The following is a 16,254-nucleotide window of genomic DNA, read 5'->3' on the forward strand; positions in this document are numbered from 1 at the left end:
AGGAGGAAGTTATTGGGCTGCGGCGCCGAGCAGGTAGTCCAGGTCGATGACGGTCTGGTTGTGCTGCAGCACGGCGTCGAGGTAGGCCGTGCGCACACCCAGGGCGCGCTCCAGGTTGAGCAGCAGTTCGGAGTAGGTGGTTTCGCCGGCTTTGTAGGCCAGTTGGCTCAGGCGCACGATGACGGCCGCCTGGGGCAGGGCGGTTTGCTCGTAGAACTGCACCCGCCGCTGCTGTTCCTGCAGGCGCACGCGCAGCTCGTCGAGCTGGGCGGCGGCTTCGGCCCGGTAGCGCTGGTAAGTGGCCGCGGCCGCCTGCTCCTGCAGCTTGGCGGCCTGTACCCGGGCTTTCTGCGGCCCGCGCAGCAGCGGAATGGCCACGCCGGCCTGCACGCTCTGGAACCGGTCGCCCGTCCCGTAAGTCTGCTGACGACCATCAACTTCGTAGGTGCCCCGCAGGGATTGGTTGGTGTAGCCCAGCGTTACCTGGGGCAGGCCTTGGGCCTGCTCCACCCGGGTTTCCGCCCGCCGCTCGGCAATTTGTTGTTGCAATGCGCGCGCCTGCGGCGTGGTGGCCAGCCGGGCGGTATCAGTCAGCGATGCCGGCGTCGCCAGAGGGCGCAGGCTGCTATCGGCCACGGCGACCGGCTGCGGGGCCTGCAACAGGGCCTGCAATTGCCGCTCGGCAACTACCAGATCGGCCTGGGCCTGGGCCAGCAGGTTCTGCGTTTCGCCCTGTTGGATGATGGCGTTGGCCGGCTCCAGGCGGTTGACTTCCCCGGTCTTGAAGCGCAGCTGGGCCGCGCGCAGGAACTCAGAGTAGATGCTGTCCTGCCCGCGCAGCGTACGCTGCCGGTTGCGGGCGTGCACGGCCTGCTCGTAGCTGCGGCGCACTTGCCGGCGCAACTCGGCCTGCACCTGCGAGAGCTGCTGCTCGCGGGTGGCAATCTGGGATTGGCTCAGGCCGGCTTGCGCTTTGTAGTAGCCCGGCAAGGCCAGCGACTGGCCGATGCTCAGCACGTTGTCGGACAAGGGCGAGTTCACCTGCCCGTACGTACCCAGGATGGTCGTGCGGCCCACGTCAAAAGCGGTGCGGCGCAGCGCCTGCTGGGCTTCCAAGGCGCGTTGCGCCGCCTGCACCGTGCCGTTGGCCTGCAAGGCCTGGCTGACTGCTTGGGCGGAGGTGATGGGCCCCTGCGCGCGCGCCGCCGGGACACCGAGCCAACTGCACAGTCCCAGCACCAGCAGCACGAGCAGGGCCGTGGGCACCGCCGTGCGAGCGGGTTGTTCCGGGTGTTCGTCGGTGTGGGGCTTGGCGTTGCGCTCCGACAGGGCGTAGAGCACCGGCAGCACCAGCAGGGTGAGCAGCGTGGCCGTCACCAAGCCGCCGATGACGACCGTGGCCAGGGGGCGCTGCACTTCCGCGCCGGCCGACTGCGAGAGGGCCATGGGCAGGAAGCCCAGCGAGGCCACCGTCGCCGTCATCAGCACGGGCCGCAGACGCACCTGGGTGCCTTCCAGAATGCGCTGGTAGAGGTCCGTGCGCCCCTCGGTCTTGAGCTGGTTGAAGTAGCCAACGAGCACGATGCCGTTGAGCACCGCCACGCCGAAGAGGGCAATGAAGCCCACGCCGGCCGAGATGCTGAAGGGCATGCCCCGCAGCCAGAGGGCCAATACCCCGCCGATGGCCGAGAGCGGAATGGCCGTGAAAATCATGACCGACTGCTTCAAGGATTTGAACGTGAAGAACAACAGCACGAAAATCAGTGTCAGGGCCACGGGCACGGCGATGCTTAGCCGCTGGGTGGCCTCGCGCAGGTTTTCGAACTGCCCGCCGTAGGTGGTGTAGTAGCCCGGGGCGAACTTGAGTTGTTGCTCCACCTTGCCCTGCAGCTCCTGCACCACGCTCTCCACGTCGCGGCCGCGCACGTTGAAGGCCACCGTGATGCGGCGCTGCGCGTCGTCGCGCTGGATCTGGTTGGGCCCTTCCTGCAGGCTGACCGTGGCCACCTGCTCCAGCGGCACCTGCTCGCCGCTGGGCGTAGCGATGAGCAACTGCCGCACTTGCGTGATGTTCTGGCGCAGCTCGGGCGCCAGGCGCAGCACCACGTCGAAGCGGCGCTCCTGTTCGAAGAGTTGCCCGGCGCTCTGCCCGGCGAAAGCCGTTTGCACCGTGCGGTTCACGTCCTCGGCGTTCAGCCCGAAGCGGGCCAGGCGGTTGCGGTCGAGCTTGACCACGATTTGGGGCAAGCCGGTGACCTGCTCCACGTACACGTCTTCGGCCCCTTCTACTTGCCGTACCAGGCGGGCAGCCTGCTCGGCGTAACGGGCCAGCTGCTGCAGGTCCTCGCCGTAGATTTTGAGCACCACGTCCTGCTTGGCGCCGCTGATGAGCTCGTTGAAGCGCATCTGGATGGGCTGCTGAAAGCCGAAGGTCACCCCAGGAATGACGCTCAAGGCCTCGGCCATTTTCTCGGCCAGCTCTTCCCGGTTACTGGCCGAGGTCCATTTGCTCTGGTCTTTTTCCAGAATCACCATCACGTCGGCCGCTTCCACCGGCATGGGGTCGGTGGGAATTTCGGCGGCCCCGATTTTGGCGACCACCTCTTTCACTTCAGGGAATTGCTTTTTGAGGATGCCGCCGGCCTGCTGGCTTTTGTCCACGGTGTAGCTCAGCGACGAGCCGGTGAGCGTGCGCATCTCAATGGCAAAGTCGCCTTCCGAGAGCTGCGGAATAAATTCCCCGCCCAACGTGCGAAACAGCAGCAGAGACCCGGCAAACAGCGCCACGGCCGTGCCGAGCACCAGCGCTTTGCGGCGCAGGGCCCACTCCAGTACGGGGCGGTAGCGCGCTTCCAGCCAGCTCATCATGCGGTCGGAGATGTTGCGCTTGTGCTTGGTGTTGCGGCTCAGGGCCAGCGCCGACATCATCGGCACGTACGTCAAGCTCAGGATGAAGGCGCCGATGATGGCAAAGGCCACGGTCTGGGCCATGGGCTTGAACATCTTGCCCTCGATGCCGGCCAGCGCCAGCAAGGGCAGGTACACGATGAGGATGATAATTTCGCCAAAGGCGGCCGAAGAGCGAATCTGCGAAGCTGCCTGGTAGGTTTCCTCGTTCATTTCATCTTGGGTCAGCTTGCCGTTCGCGGCGTGGCCCGGCGCGTGCCCGGCGTGCAGGCGGTGCACGATGGCTTCCACGATGATGACGGCCCCGTCCACGACCAGCCCGAAGTCGATGGCCCCGAGCGAGAGCAGGTTGCCTGAGACGCCAAACACCCGCATCAGGCTGATGGCAAAGAGCATGGCCAGCGGAATGACCGAGGCCACGACCAGACCGGCGCGCAGGTTGCCCAAAAACAGCACCAGCACGAAAATGACGATGAGTGCCCCTTCGATGAGGTTCGTCGTGACCGTGTTGATGGCGCGGCCCACCAGGTCGGAGCGCTCCAGGTACACGTCGATGGCCACGCCTTCCGGCAGCGACTTCTCCACCGTGGCCATGCGCGCCTTGACGGCTTTGATGACCTCGTTGGCGTTGGCGCCCTTGAGCATGAGCACGATGCCGCCGGTGACTTCGCCCTCGTCGTTGCGGGTCATGGCCCCGTAGCGCACCGCCGAGCCCAGCCGGACGTCGGCCACGTCGCGCACCAGCACGGGCAGGCCGCCCTGGGTGTTGCGCACCACGATGTTGCCCAGGTCGGCGGCGTTTTCGGCCAAGCCTTCGGTGCGGATGAAGTAAGCCGTGGGCTTCTGGTCGAGGTAAGCCCCGCCGGCGTTCTGGTTGTTGCGTGAAACAGCTTGGTAAACCTGATCCACCGTTACGTTTAGCGAACGCAGGCGCGTGGGGTCGAGGGCAATTTCGTATTGCTTGAGCAGCCCGCCGAAAGAGGTCACGTCGGCCACGCCGGGCGTGCCCAGCAACTGCCGCCGCACAATCCAGTCCTGAATCGTGCGCAGCTCCCGGGCGTCGTACTTTTTCTCGTAGCCGGGCTTGGGGCGTACCAGGTACTGGTAAATCTCGCCCAGGCCGGTGCTCACGGGCGCCAGTTCCGGCTGGCCGATGCCGGCGGGTATTTGGCTCTCCGCCTCGCGCAGGCGCTCGGCTATCTGCTGGCGGGCCCAGTAAATATCGACGTCATCCTCGAAGACGATGGTCACGACCGAGAGGCCAAAGCGGGAAAAGGAGCGCACTTCCTTCCGCTCGGGAATGGTGGCTACGCTCTGTTCGATAGGAAAGGAAACCAGCCGCTCGATGTCGCCGGCGGCCAGCGAAGGGGCCACCGTGTACACCACGACCTGGTTGTTGGTGATGTCGGGCACCGCGTCAATCGGCAGCCGGCTCAACGAGTAGCCGCCCCAGGCAATCAAGGCCAGGGTCAGGATCCCGATGATGAGTTTGTTGTGAATGGAAAAATGAATGAGCCGGTCAAACATGCTGGCTGGGGTAAGACTAGAAATCCTGGAAAGGGGCGCCGGAGACGGGCTCAACGGGGCCGCGGCGGGGACGCGCACGGACGTCACACGTTAGCCGGGCGCGGACACAGCAGCGTGCCCGCGCCCGGCTAACGAGAGCCGGATGGAACAGGAAACTAGGCTTGGGGGGGTTGCCAGATGCTACCCGCCCGCTGCTGCGGGGCCGGGGGCAAAAGCCGGGCAAAGCACTGCGCCGCCGCAACGGGTACGGCCGGCAGCGGCAGGGCCGTTCCCGTGGCCGAGGGCAGGGACGTGCCCGAGCAGCAGTGGCACTGGCACAGGGGCGAGCACCAATCCAATTGCTCGTGGGCCGCCGGTTTGTGCTCCCCGGCGCTGACAAAGCTCCGCGCGCCATCCACCGGCACCGGCGCCGCGTCGGCACAGGGCAGGCAAGCCAGAATGGCTAGGTACAGCGCAAAAAAGACGGAGAAAAAGCGCATCGCTTATGGGCGGGGTGGTGCAAACATACGCAGGCGACGGCGAAAGGATATGCGCAGAACACAATTCTTTGCTGGACCGGTCGGGGTATGGGATGTGGAAGCACCAGTCAGGCGGCGGGCCACGCGGATGCAGGCACGGTACTGGAAAAACAGCTGTGGGCAGGTATTAAGTTTCCCCACTGTTGCAACGGCCCGATACCTAAGGGGGCTCTATTGGATAGGAAACAGCACCCTGCTTCAGAAGCTGGGCTCGCTCGCGAACCGGGGCCGCCCACAGAAAACCGCCGTTCCTGCCCTTTTATTTGGGCCGGGGCTCGGCTTAGAAGTACGAGGAAAATCCCAGCTGCACCGCGGCCGTGCGGGCCGGCGGGTTGCCCAAAAAATCCCGGTCCCACTGCCGGCGGTAGTTGAGGCGGATGACGGTCTGGGCCGTCGGGCGCCAGCTCACGGCGGGCACCACGCACAGCGCTTCCTCGCCGATGCGCCCCCCGGTTTCGGCGAACCGGTCGCGGTTCCAGTCCACGTATTCCAGGCGCAGGGCGGCGTTGAGCACCGCCTTCGCAAAGCCCAGCTGCGTGCCGCGCAATACCGGCTGCACCACATCCACAAAGCCGCCGGCCTGGTGCCGGCCGTACTGGGGCGAGTACGCTTCGGGAATGTTAACCCGCACCCAGGCCCATTCGCCCGTCACCGCGGTGCGGCTCCCGGGCACGGTGGTTGCCAGATCCAGCGCCCATACCTGCACGCCGCGGCGGCTATCCAACCGTAGGCCGTCGTCCTCGAATTTGTTGTAGATCCCGCCCATGTACGAGAGCCCTACTTCGCCCACGCGCCGGTGCCGCAGCGCCGCTTTGGTGGTCAGCAGGGGCACCCCGTTGAAGCTTTCCTCGAAGCGGTCGGGGTTGCGCTTGCTGGCTGGTAAGAAGGTACGGTTTTCCGCGTTGGAGATGATCTGGTCGTCGAAGCCGTTGGTCAGGTACGCCTCGTAGGCGACCACCCAGGTCTCGCCGAACTTCTTGCCGTAGAGGCCCGCGCCCACGTTGCTCCAGGTAGCCGGCAGCAGCTGCGTAGCCGCTACCGGCCGGTCCACGAATTCCCACTTCGGCCCGTCGTGGTTTTGGTTGAAGGCGCCGATGGGGTTCATCACCACCCCGCCGCGCACGTTGAGCAAGGGGCTGAACTCGAAATCGACGGAGGCAAATTCGAGGCTGATTTCCTTGGTGCCGTCTTCGAACTCGATTTCGGTCAGGAACTTGATGCGCTGGGCGATGCTGCTGGAGATGAAGAGCGTGAGCCGCCGCATCTGGAACTGGTGGCCCTCGCTTACCCCGTCCGTGGCGGCGTACTGGTAGTTGGCCTCCACGTAGCCGCCCAGGGCCACGGGCAGGCGCCCGGGCTGCGCGAAGGGGCGGTTGTAGACCGCGTCCATGTTCAGCTGCAGCCGGCTCGTGTCGCGCGGCACGCGGCGCAGCAGCACAGGGTCGATCTGCGCCGCGGCGGGCAGGGCCCCGGCCAGCAGCAAAAGGGCGAAAAGGTGCTTCATGAGGTGGCGCGCAGGTCGATGAAGAGGCGGTGGGCCGCGACCTGCACCGGGAAGCGCCGCAGGTTTTGGTCGGCCGGGCCGTTGGTGACTACCCCGCGGTTGTCGTATTCGCTGCCGTGGGCCGGGCACTGCAGCGCCTGCCCGCTGACCTGCAGCTCGGCCCCGAGGTGGGCGCACTGCATCCACAGGGCCGCGTAGTCCGCGTCGCTGAAGCGGAACACGCAGATGGGGAAGTGCAGCGCTTCGTGGCGCACTACCACGTAGGGGCGCAGCGTGCCGTCCGGGGCCAGAAACTCGCTGGCGTCGAGCAACAGCCCGTCCCGGTGGAGCGTGCCGGTGGCGTAGCGGGTCGCGGCGCAGCCCTGCAACAGCGGGGCGAGCAGGGTGACGCCCGCGCAGGCGGCGCAGCCGCGGCGCACGAATTCACGTCGGTCCATGGGGTAGGGGTTACAGGCTCTGGAGAAAACGCACCAGCTGCCGCTGCTGCTCGGCGGACAGCCCCTCAAACTGCTGGCGGCTGGCTTGTCCTTCCCCGCCGTGCTGGCGAATGGCTTCTTCGAAGCTGCGGGCGCGCCCGTCGTGGAGCAGAAAGTAGCTGCCGCCCTGCGAATTGGGCGACAGCCCCAGGCCCCACAGCGCCGGGGTGCGCCACTCGGCCGGGGCGGCGGTGCCTTCGGTGTAGCCGTCGTTGAGGCCCGGGCCCATGTCGTGCAGCAGCAGGTCCGTGTAGGGGCGCACCGTTTGGTGGGCCAAGGCCGCAACGGGCGACGCGCCTGTGGTTAGCTCCGGGGTGTGGCACTTGCCGCAGCCGATGCGCAGAAACAGCTGCTGGCCGGCCAGCACGTCCGGGTGGCGCGGTTCGCGCTGCACGGGCGTTTTGAGCAGTTTCAGGTAGGCCACCACGTCCAGCACGGTTTGGTTGCTGACTTCGGGATCCGCCAGCTGGCCGCTGTGGGCGTCCCGGGCTTCGTAGCTGGAGACGATGCCCATGTCCTGGTTGTAGGCCGTGGCCGTTTGGTGCAGCAAGTCGTAGGCAGCCGCTTTTTTGCCGAAGCGCCCGAGGTGCCGCCCGCCCCGGGTGCGGGTGACGGGGCGCTCGGTGACGTAGCCCGGGGCCTGAATCCAGTTGGGCCGGCCGCTGATGCCGTCGCCGTCCGCGTCCTGCGGGTCGGCCAGGGCCAGCAGGGTTTGGTCTGGCACCGCGTCCAGAAAGCCCAGGCCCGTGTTGGCCGGGGGGGTAAAGCGGCTGTGCGCCACCCCGGCCGGCAGCTGCTCAGGCTGAAAGCCCGGCAAGGCCCGGTGCTGCAGCTGCGGGCCGCCGCGGGCCAGAAACAAGTTGCCGGTGCTGTCCACCTGTCCGAAACGCGTGAGCGTGGTTGACGGGTGGCCCTTGCCGTCGCCGGCGTGGCAGCTGCCGCAGCTCGCGGCTACGAAGACCGGCCCCAGGCCCGTGCGGGAGGTGAATACCTCGTCGTTGAAGGCTACGTCTCCGCGCAGAAACTGCGCGTGCTGCTCGGGCGTAAGGCCTGCTACGGGGCCGTCCAGCACGGCGTCGTCGGCTGGGGCAGCGGGAAAAATCAGCTCGCACGAGGCTAGCATGAACCCCAGCGCCGCTGCGGCCACCGCGCTGCGGCGCAGTCCCGGTCCTGTTACGTACGTGTGCAGCCGCATAGGAGCAAGGATAAGTTTAGGCAAAAGAACGAAATTTAGACCAATCTAAAAATATTTTTAGTACGCCTTAATACTGATTAGCCTTAAGAGTGTTCACTCAGGCTTTCGGAACTCGTTGGGCCGGTCTTTGGAGGAGCAACAAGACCGGTAGCGTAGGCTCCTTGCTTGGCCAGACGCTAGCAATTCCTCCGTAGAGGGCTTGGCGAGCATATCCGCAAGGGGAAGAATCGGCTGCTACTCCAACAGCATTTGGCAAACCAGCAACATGCAGGGGCCCTTCGTTTCCGCAGCCGATAAGCCGCAGGCACGAAGGGGCCCTTTCCCCACTTAAGTAATATATAGGTTAGCGCAGCCCCTGCATTTTCAAAAACAGGCCGCCCGGGTTCTTGGTGGCCTTGATTTTATCGGTTTTCAGCTTGTAGATGAAGGCAAACAGCGCATCCACGTGCTTGGACGACTGCAGAATGTCCTGCACCAGCTTGGGCTCGGCGATGCCTAAGGTTTCAAGGTGCTTGCGGGCCAGCTGCACCTTGGCGTCGTCGGCTTCCAGCTCGAAGGGGATGGGCAGCTGCTGGGGTACCTGGGTGTTGACGTAGAACTTGATGCTCTGGTAGGAGCGGCCCTTTTTCAGGAGCTCGTACTTGATGCGCAGGTCGGTGTGCTCGTTGATTTGATTCGTGGCCACGTCGAGCACGTACTTCTGCAGGGCCGAAATCTGGGAGTACTGCTCGGGCTCCTTGCCGGCCGGGTCCTTGAGCTTGAGCATGCCCTTGAACTCGTCCAGCGAGTAGGTCTTGGTTTCCCCGATGTCCTTCCACTGCGAGGCCAGCTGGTAGATGCGCTTGGCGTACTTGCTGCTCAAGCTGAAGGCGGCCTGCAAGCGGTAGGACGTGAAGTTGCTTTTCAGGTCAATCAGGAAAGGCCGCATGCGCTCGGATATCTCCAGCTCAATGGTGCCCTCGCCCTTGCGGTACAGCGCCGAGGCCAGCAGACTCACCTGCAACAGGGTCTTGCCGTTCTCGATGTGGTAGACGCGGCTGTTGAGGTTCTCGGTGGATTCGAGCAGCTGCTTGTAGTTCCAGGTGCGGCCGGTCATCTCCATGAGCTCCTGCACCCGGATTTCGTAGATGGTGCCGGCCTTATCCTGCTTGGTGAGCTTGGAGAGCAGCGAAAAGACAATGTCCATCTCGCAGGCGCTCATCTCGTAGCGGGCCGTCGTCAGCGCGTTGTGCTGCCGGATTTCAATCGGAACGGTGGATTCGGGCGCGGCCATACGCAGCTACTGGGGTGATACAAAGCAAACATACGGCTTAAATCGGAAACTAATAGAGCCAAATCCTGAATCTATGAGCAAGGAACTGGCGCAGGGCCAAGGCGGCTTATAAAAGCTATTAGTTAGACTTATGAAAGCTATTAGTTAGCCGGGCGCGAGCTTTCCGCGAGACTTATAAAAGCTATTAGTTCGGCTTATAAAACCTATTAGTTCAGGGCCGTCAGCTTCGGGCTGCTCCTGGGGCCGCACCCGAAGTGACTTATAAAATCTATTAGTTGGGCCCAGACAGCGAATTAATAGCTTATGCAAGGACGCTCTATTAATCAGCTTATGAAAGCTATTAGCTGGACTTATAAAACCTATTAGTCCGCTTATGAGACCTATTACTTGGCTTATAAAACCTATTAGCTCGCTTATAAAACCTATTACTGAAGCGGCTTAAGTTGCTGTGATACAAAAAGTTGTGGCCCCTGCAAATACCTTAAATACTTAAAATACTCACAAGCTTGTTGAAGCTGGGGTACAAAAGCATTTAAAGTGGTGGTTTAGGGCGATACCCGAACGAAAACAACAAAAAAAGGAGTCTAAATAAGCACAAAACGCGATTGCACTTTTTAAAGATTTTTTTACCTTTTTCTACTATTTAGAACACTCTTACCAACCCCAAAGGTACTTAAAAACTACGCTGAAAGCTCACGAAGGGCTCATTAATAGATTTTATAAGTCTCACAGGTTTCCTTCGCCAGCATCTTCAGCGGCAACTGTAGCAGGCCAGCAGGGAGCCCCTAACCAGGAAAATGGTGCCCACAAGGACCCCAAGGCTTATAAAATCTATTTTTTAGCTGGCCCACCAGCCTACAGTCGAGCTATGCATTTTCGTGAACTAATAGGTTTTATAAGCCGGAAAGCGAGGTAGTAGCACCTGGCAGGCGGTTATTCAACGCGATACTAAGGCCTTACTGAGGAGTTAACCCGGCTGACCTAACCATACCAGGTGTAGCGGCAAGTGCTAAAAAAGGGCTCCTACGTACCCGGAAAGGGCATTGAGCCGTAGGTAGCATCGATTTGACCTGTTTCCTTTGCCTTAGAATAGCCCATCTGTCCCTGAGGTGGTCTAGGCAAGACGGACAGAAGAAGGACGTATATTTCTTCTGTGATGACAGCCAAAAAGAACGGGGCGTCGCCCGACAAACGGCGTAAATACGACGAGGCGTTTAAGACCGAGGCCCTGCGCCTGGCCAGCGAGAGCCGCAGCACCCAAGCGGCGGCGCGGCAGTTGGGCATCAGCCCCAAGCTGCTCTACCGCTGGCAGCAGGCGCAGCTCGTGGCCGAAGTGGGCAGTGAGGAAGTGGCGCGCGACCCGGAAGTGCGCGCCCTGCGGGCCCGACTGAAACGGGCCGAGCAGGAGCTCGACATTTTAAAAAAAGCCTTGGTCATCTTCGGCCAGCCGACCCGGTGAGCACCTACCAGCACATCGCCCAACGCCGGGCCCACGTACCCGTGCGCCAGCTTTGCCAGGTGCTGCGCGTGGCCCCGGCCGCCTACTATGCGTGGCAGCGCCGCCGGCAGCAGCCGGTGGTCGAGCCGGCCTGGCAACTGGCCGTGCGCGAGGTATTTGCGCACCACAACCAACGCTACGGCACCCGCCGGCTGCGGGCGGAGGTACAGGCGCAAGGCCACGCGGTGGGCCGCTGGCGCATCCGCCGCGTGCTAAAGGCGCACGGCTTGTGGGCCCAGCAGCCGCGCTCGTTTGTGCCCCGCACCACCGACTCGGACCCGGCCGTGCGCGCGGCGCCTAACCGCTTGCTCGGCCAGCCGGCCCCACCGCCCCGAACCGGGTCTGGGTGGGCGACATCACCTACCTGCCCCGCCAGGGCGGCGGCTGGCTCTACCTGGCCGTCTGGCTCGACCGCTGCTCGCGCAAAATCGTGGGCTGGGACGTACGCGACACCATGCCGGAGGACCTAGTCAGCGAGGCGCTCCGTCGCGCCCTGGTCGTGCGCCGCCCCCCGGCCGGGCTGGTCGTGCACTCCGACCAGGGCAGCCAGTACACGGCCACCCGCTTCAAGGACTTACTGGCCCGCCACGGGGCCGTGCAAAGCATGAGCCGGCGCGGCAATTGCTACGATAACGCCCACGCCGAGTCCTTTTGGAGCCGCTTCAAAGCCGAACTGCTCGACGGCGGCAGTTTCCCCGGCCTGGCCGAAGCCAAGCTCGAAATCAGCCACCACATCGCCTACTAGGGGTCGCACTAGAGTAGGAACGGAAAACAACGCTAAGGAAATTCGACCAGCCGTTCTTCCCAGTTGGCGGGGTTGCGCAACGGGCGCATTTCGCCGGCGGCAATGTCTTCGGGCAGGCTGAAATCGTAGCGGCCCAGCATGTTAACGTGCTCGTGCAGCAAGGGCGAGAGGCGCGCCACGTCGTCCGGGTTCAGCACGCCTTCCGTCTGCTGCCACCGTTCCAGGGCGTGCTGCAGATAGCGGGTGTTCCACAGCACCAGGGCGTTGACCACGAGTCCAAGGGCGCCCAACTGGTCTTCCATGCCCTCGCGGTAGCGCTGGCGCAGCTCCCCTTTCTTGCCGTGAAAGACGGCCCGGGCCACGGCGTGCCGCCCCTCGCCCCGGTTGAGCTGCACCAGGATGCGCCGGCGGTAGGCCTCGTCCTGCACGTAGGCTAATAAATACAATGTTTTTTCGACGCGGCCCAATTCGGCGACCGCCCGCCCCAGCCCCGAGAGCGAGCCCGCTCGCTGCAGGGTGCGCATGACGGCCGTGGCCTTGACTTTGCCGAGTTTCAGAGAGCCGGCCAGGCGCAGCATGTCGTCCCAGTGGGCGTGAATCAGGCGGGCGTTGACCACGTGGCGGCCCAACTCGTTGAGCGGACCGTAGTCGTCCTCTTTTTCCAGCCGCCAGAAGCGCTGGTCCGCCAAGTCGGCCAGGCGGGGGCTGAAGCGGTAGCCCAGCAGCGAAAACAGGCCAAATACCACGTCGCTGTAGCCGTGGGTATCGGCCATGATTTCGCGCGGGTCCAGGCGGGTTTGTTGTTCCAGCAACCCGGCCAGGATGAACAAAGAGTCGCGCAGCGTACCGGGAATGACGATGCCGTGAAAGCCCGTGAACTGGTCGCTGGTGAAGTTATAGTACGTCACCCCGCGCTGGGAGCCGAAGTATTTGCGGTTCCAGCCCGCGTGCAGCGTGCGCACGGGCACCACGAAGCGCATGCCGTCGGCCGAGGCCACCTCCCCGCCGCCCCAGGCCTGGGCCAATGGCAGCCCCGCCTGGGCATCCACCAGGCGGGCATTGGCGGCGGTGAGCGTTTCGGCGCGCAGGTAGTTTTGCTGCACCCACGCCAGGCGCGCCAGCGTCAGGGCCGGCACGTCGGCCCGGGCCACGGTTTTTAGCCCCAGGTTGCACGCCTGGGCCAACAGCACGGCACAGATACTGAGCGGCAGGTCGGCGGCGGCGGGCTGCCCGTCGGCCACGTGGGTAAAGGCGAGGGAAAAGCCGGTAAACGCGTCCACCTCCCGCAACAGGGCCGCTACTTCGACCTGGGGCAGGGCCGCCGCCAGCTGCTCGCGCACGTGCACCAGGTGCTCGGACTCTTCTTGCGCCGGTAAGGCGCTGAGGGTGACGACCGGCTGACCGTCTTGCTCGACCACCTGCAGGGTGGTGTGCTGCGCCAGGTTCTCCCCAACGTCCGCATACGCCGTGCGCAGCAGTTGCCCCAGACGGGCCAGTTCCACTGCCGGGTCCAGGGAGCGGTCCAGGGCCCGGGCCACCGAATCCCGGGCGGCTTCCCAGGCGTCCCCGCGCAACAGTTCGGCCCGTGGGTCGGCGTGGCGCTCGCTGGTCGGCACGAACACGTCGCGGCGGCGCACGGCGTGCTGCAGCCGTTCCAGTACGCAGAGGGTGTACGCCTGGGGATTCACTTCCCCTTTGGCGGGAAACACCCGCCGGGCCCACCCCTTCGGGACGACCGTGCGGGGCGCGGCCGACCACTTCGGGCGGCCCCGACCGCCGGCTTCCTGCTGCTGCAAAAAGGCCCAGGCCTCCAGCAGCGGTTTGGCGGTGGGCGTCCCCTCGAAGGCGACGCCGGCCAGCAAGGCGGGCAGGAACCGGCGCACCGTGGCGTAGCTGCCGCTCAAGGCTTCGGCCAGCGGGTCCTCCGGCGGACTGGCTAGTTCCTGCACGGTGGCCGCCGCAGCGCGCAAGGGCGCCTGGCCCAGGCGGTCGAACACCTGCTGGCGTACCTGCCCGGCCGGTACGGCCTCGTCGAGCAGCAGTTCCACGGCCTGTTGGAGCAGCAACGCGGCCTGGTCCAGGTCCTTGAGCGAGCGCAGGCGTTCGCGCCGGCGCTTGGTTTCGCCCCGCAGGGCCAGCGACGTGAGCAGGCTGTCGAAGAGGTCGAGCACGTCGTCCGTAGCGGTGCGCTCCAGGGTCTGGGCGAAGACCAGCAGCGTGGCCAGCCGGCGTTCCTCGCCCATGCGCACCAGCGTCTGTGCCCAAGCCAGCTGGGCATGGCGGGCCAGGCGCGCCAACCGGGCTTCGGGTAAGTCGGCCACGGGCACGGCGCTCACGCCCAGGGCGCGGATTTCGCCCACCCGGCGCAAAGCGGCCGCCAGCGCCGGGGCGGACACGCGGGTGGGCGGGGTGCGCAGGCGCTCCAGGTGGGTGAGCCGCTCGCCGGCCGGCACGGTCAACAGGGTTTCCAGCGCCGCTTGCTGGGACGGGTTCAGGCGGGTGCGCAGCTGGCGGTAGAGGTGGCGGCCGGTGCGCTCGCGGACCCGCGCAATCAGGCGGGCGAGTAACGAAACGCCGGGCAAGACGACCCGCTGGGCGACCAGGTGGGCCGTGGTCAAATCAAACAGCACGCTGGGCCGGACGGTGCTCGTCAGCACCTGCGCGTAGAGCCAGCGGGTGAGCCGGAACGTCTGCCGCCCGTCAAACGGGGTGTACCCGAGGTGGGCCACAATCCGGGCCTGGTGGTCGTACCACGTGTTCGGCCGGGTCCGGTACGCGGCCAAGGCGTCCGCAGGCAGGTGCAGCTGCTCGGCCAGCGTCTGCACCACCACGGCCGGTACCCGCAGCGGGTCGGTCAGAAAGGTGCCCAAAAAGCGCAGGGTGCAGAGCTGCGGCACACCCGAGTTTGTTGGCGGGGCGTCGGCGCGCGGCCAGGAGGTGGCCATCGGCTGCGCTCAGGTAAAAGAACCGGGCCAGCTGTTCGGGGCTGGGCTCGTCGGCGTAGCAGCCGAAGCGGGCGGCCTGCTCGTCACTGAGGAATTCTACGGGCATGGGCCAGGGAGGCGCGAAAGAATAAGCCAAATGGCGCACGGTGCCGCTATCAAACCCGAACAACCGGCCGGGAAGCGCCGCGCCGCCACGGGGTTAGAAATTCTGGCCGATGCCGAAGTAGAACAGCCGGTCTTCCTTGGACACCCCGTAGTCCGCGTAGAGCATGGTGGACAGGTTCCAGGCAATGCGCGCCCCGGCTCCGTACGAAAACCGGACGTCGCGAAAGCCTAGGTCCTGCCACCGGTCGCGCACCGTGCCGGCGTCCGCGAACGGGGCCACGCCCAGCCCGAAGTTCTGCTTGCCCAGCTTGACATCGGCCAGCCGGATGCGCAGCTCGGCGTTGGCAAAGGCCAGCGAGCGGGCCAGGAAGCGGTTGGCCCGGTAGCCCCGCAGCGACTGCCGCCCGCCCAGGGCGTTGATGCTGCCGTCGGGGCTCCACTGGTCCTGAAACTCAAAAAACGGCGCTTCTTTCCCGAAAATGGTGCCCGCGCCGACCCGCCCGGCCAGCACCGTGCGCGGACCCACGGGCAGCTTGCGGTAGGCCCGGCCCTGGAAAAACAGCTTGTTGAAACTGAACTGCGAACCGATGGCGGGGCTGGAAAACTCGTTGGCGGCTTCAAAGTATACCCCGCGGGTCGGGTCGGGCTCAAAGTCGCGCGTGTCGTGAATCAGCGCCGTCTGGATAATGGACACCCACCCCCCGTCCAGGCCAAAGATGCGCCCCTGCTGGGCATCGCGCTGCAGTAGCGACGTGCCGTTAGGCGCCGTGGTTTCTTCGCCGTTACGGGTGGCCTCGGCCTTGGTGCCCTGGAACGTGTCGTAGGAGAGGTGCTGAATCTCGTAGCCGCCCATCACGCGCCAGCGACCTTTGCCCAGGGCGTAGTCAGCTTTGAGGTTGAGCATGAACTCGGTTTCCCGGAACCGGTTGGACAGCGCATCGGTGACCTCGGCGGCTTCGCCGGCCTGCCCGGGCCGCAGGGTTTTGCGGGCCGCGTCATATTCCGCGTAGGTGGCAAACGTCTCGTCCGGGTTGGAGGGCAGGCGCAGGCGGCCGAGCGTGGTTTCGGACGAGCCGAAGTACAGGTTGGCCGGGTTTTGCTGGGCCTTGAAGTCCACGCGGTAACGCCAGCGCGTGCCTTTGTAGTAGGGCACGTCCAGGGACAGCGTCAGCTCGCGGGCGTTGGTGGTAAAGTACGCCGCGTTGGCGCGCAGGCGTGTGAGGTAGGGCGTGTAGGCAAACAGCGGGTTGTCGCGGGTGCCGTTCCAGATGATGTTGGTTTTAACCCCCACACCGAAGCCCGTCACCGGGTCGGACGAGAGGTCGGGCAAGCCGGTCACGAACAGGCCTTCCCGTTTTTTGGCCAGGTCGGCATCCGACATGCGCTTGGAGCGGATAAAGGAGAGGCTGTCCACTTGTTGGGCGGAGGCAGCGGCGGCGCACAGGCCCAGAGAGGCCGTGAGCCAGGTACGCAACAGGCTTGTTTTTATCTGTTTTTTGCTGGGCAATGGGAGGGACCGTTAGTGAGGAAGCCATGCGCTGGCTCGTTGGCGCAGGTTAGC

10 protein-coding genes and 1 pseudogene are annotated in these 16,254 nt (G+C 64.8%); 3 read left to right on the forward strand and 8 right to left on the reverse strand.

What is annotated here, in order from left to right; genetic code table 11:
* Nucleotides 1-9: 9 nt before the first annotated feature.
* The 6 genes from ACN19L_RS25030 to ACN19L_RS25055 all read right to left on the reverse strand — a co-directional run bounded on the left by ACN19L_RS25030 (nucleotide 10) and on the right by ACN19L_RS25055 (nucleotide 9,400).
* Nucleotides 10-4,434 (reverse strand): CusA/CzcA family heavy metal efflux RND transporter, encoded by a 4,425-nt coding sequence (locus ACN19L_RS25030; RefSeq protein WP_426491510.1) that lies wholly within the window; start codon nucleotides 4,432-4,434, stop codon nucleotides 10-12.
* Between the two features lie 155 nt (nucleotides 4,435-4,589).
* On the reverse strand, nucleotides 4,590-4,913 hold the full coding sequence (locus tag ACN19L_RS25035) for a DUF6660 family protein (protein WP_190786128.1): 324 nt from the start codon (nucleotides 4,911-4,913) through the stop codon (nucleotides 4,590-4,592).
* A gap of 319 nt (nucleotides 4,914-5,232) precedes the next feature.
* Nucleotides 5,233-6,456: a hypothetical protein gene (locus ACN19L_RS25040; RefSeq protein WP_190786129.1), complete on the reverse strand. Its 1,224-nt coding sequence runs from the start codon at nucleotides 6,454-6,456 to the stop codon at nucleotides 5,233-5,235.
* On the reverse strand, nucleotides 6,453-6,893 hold the full coding sequence (locus ACN19L_RS25045; RefSeq protein ID WP_426491511.1) for a Rieske 2Fe-2S domain-containing protein: 441 nt from the start codon (nucleotides 6,891-6,893) through the stop codon (nucleotides 6,453-6,455). Before ACN19L_RS25045 ends, ACN19L_RS25040 begins: the two co-directional genes overlap by 4 nt.
* A 10-nt stretch (nucleotides 6,894-6,903) precedes the next feature.
* Nucleotides 6,904-8,055, reverse strand: a complete 1,152-nt coding sequence (locus tag ACN19L_RS25050) for a di-heme oxidoredictase family protein (RefSeq protein ID WP_190786170.1) — start codon at nucleotides 8,053-8,055, stop codon at nucleotides 6,904-6,906.
* A gap of 415 nt (nucleotides 8,056-8,470) precedes the next feature.
* Nucleotides 8,471-9,400 (reverse strand): replication initiation protein, encoded by a 930-nt coding sequence (locus ACN19L_RS25055; RefSeq protein WP_190786131.1) that lies wholly within the window; start codon nucleotides 9,398-9,400, stop codon nucleotides 8,471-8,473.
* Between the two features lie 1,156 nt (nucleotides 9,401-10,556).
* Here ACN19L_RS25055 and ACN19L_RS25060 point away from each other — a divergent pair.
* From ACN19L_RS25060 to ACN19L_RS25070, 3 genes are read left to right on the forward strand one after another with little or no spacing between them, the layout of a single operon-like run.
* Nucleotides 10,557-10,859, forward strand: coding sequence for a transposase (locus ACN19L_RS25060; RefSeq protein ID WP_223831499.1), 303 nt, complete (start codon nucleotides 10,557-10,559; stop codon nucleotides 10,857-10,859).
* On the forward strand, nucleotides 10,856-11,368 hold the full coding sequence (locus tag ACN19L_RS25065) for an IS3 family transposase (protein ID WP_426491321.1): 513 nt from the start codon (nucleotides 10,856-10,858) through the stop codon (nucleotides 11,366-11,368). Before ACN19L_RS25060 ends, ACN19L_RS25065 begins: the two co-directional genes overlap by 4 nt.
* Complete coding sequence (locus tag ACN19L_RS25070) at nucleotides 11,263-11,643, forward strand: DDE-type integrase/transposase/recombinase (RefSeq protein ID WP_426493619.1); 381 nt, start codon at nucleotides 11,263-11,265, stop codon at nucleotides 11,641-11,643. Before ACN19L_RS25065 ends, ACN19L_RS25070 begins: the two co-directional genes overlap by 106 nt.
* A gap of 32 nt (nucleotides 11,644-11,675) precedes the next feature.
* Here the strand turns inward: ACN19L_RS25070 and ACN19L_RS25075 are convergent.
* Nucleotides 11,676-14,694 (reverse strand): annotated as a pseudogene (locus ACN19L_RS25075) (Tn3 family transposase).
* A gap of 93 nt (nucleotides 14,695-14,787) precedes the next feature.
* Nucleotides 14,788-16,200 (reverse strand): Omp85 family outer membrane protein, encoded by a 1,413-nt coding sequence (gene omp85 / locus ACN19L_RS25080; protein WP_426491380.1) that lies wholly within the window; start codon nucleotides 16,198-16,200, stop codon nucleotides 14,788-14,790.
* Nucleotides 16,201-16,254: the final 54 nt, after the last annotated feature.

This window comes from Hymenobacter sp. 102 (genome assembly GCF_049949205.1).
Lineage (GTDB): Bacteria > Bacteroidota > Bacteroidia > Cytophagales > Hymenobacteraceae > Hymenobacter.

Coding starts and splice junctions, on each gene's coding strand:
- ACN19L_RS25030 (WP_426491510.1), bottom strand. CDS start 4,434: ATGTTTGACCGGCTCATTCATTTTTCCATTCACAACAAACTCATCATC.
- ACN19L_RS25035 (WP_190786128.1), bottom strand. CDS start 4,913: ATGCGCTTTTTCTCCGTCTTTTTTGCGCTGTACCTAGCCATTCTGGCT.
- ACN19L_RS25040 (WP_190786129.1), bottom strand. CDS start 6,456: ATGAAGCACCTTTTCGCCCTTTTGCTGCTGGCCGGGGCCCTGCCCGCC.
- ACN19L_RS25045 (WP_426491511.1), bottom strand. CDS start 6,893: ATGGACCGACGTGAATTCGTGCGCCGCGGCTGCGCCGCCTGCGCGGGC.
- ACN19L_RS25050 (WP_190786170.1), bottom strand. CDS start 8,055: ATGCTAGCCTCGTGCGAGCTGATTTTTCCCGCTGCCCCAGCCGACGAC.
- ACN19L_RS25055 (WP_190786131.1), bottom strand. CDS start 9,400: ATGGCCGCGCCCGAATCCACCGTTCCGATTGAAATCCGGCAGCACAAC.
- ACN19L_RS25060 (WP_223831499.1), top strand. CDS start 10,557: ATGACAGCCAAAAAGAACGGGGCGTCGCCCGACAAACGGCGTAAATAC.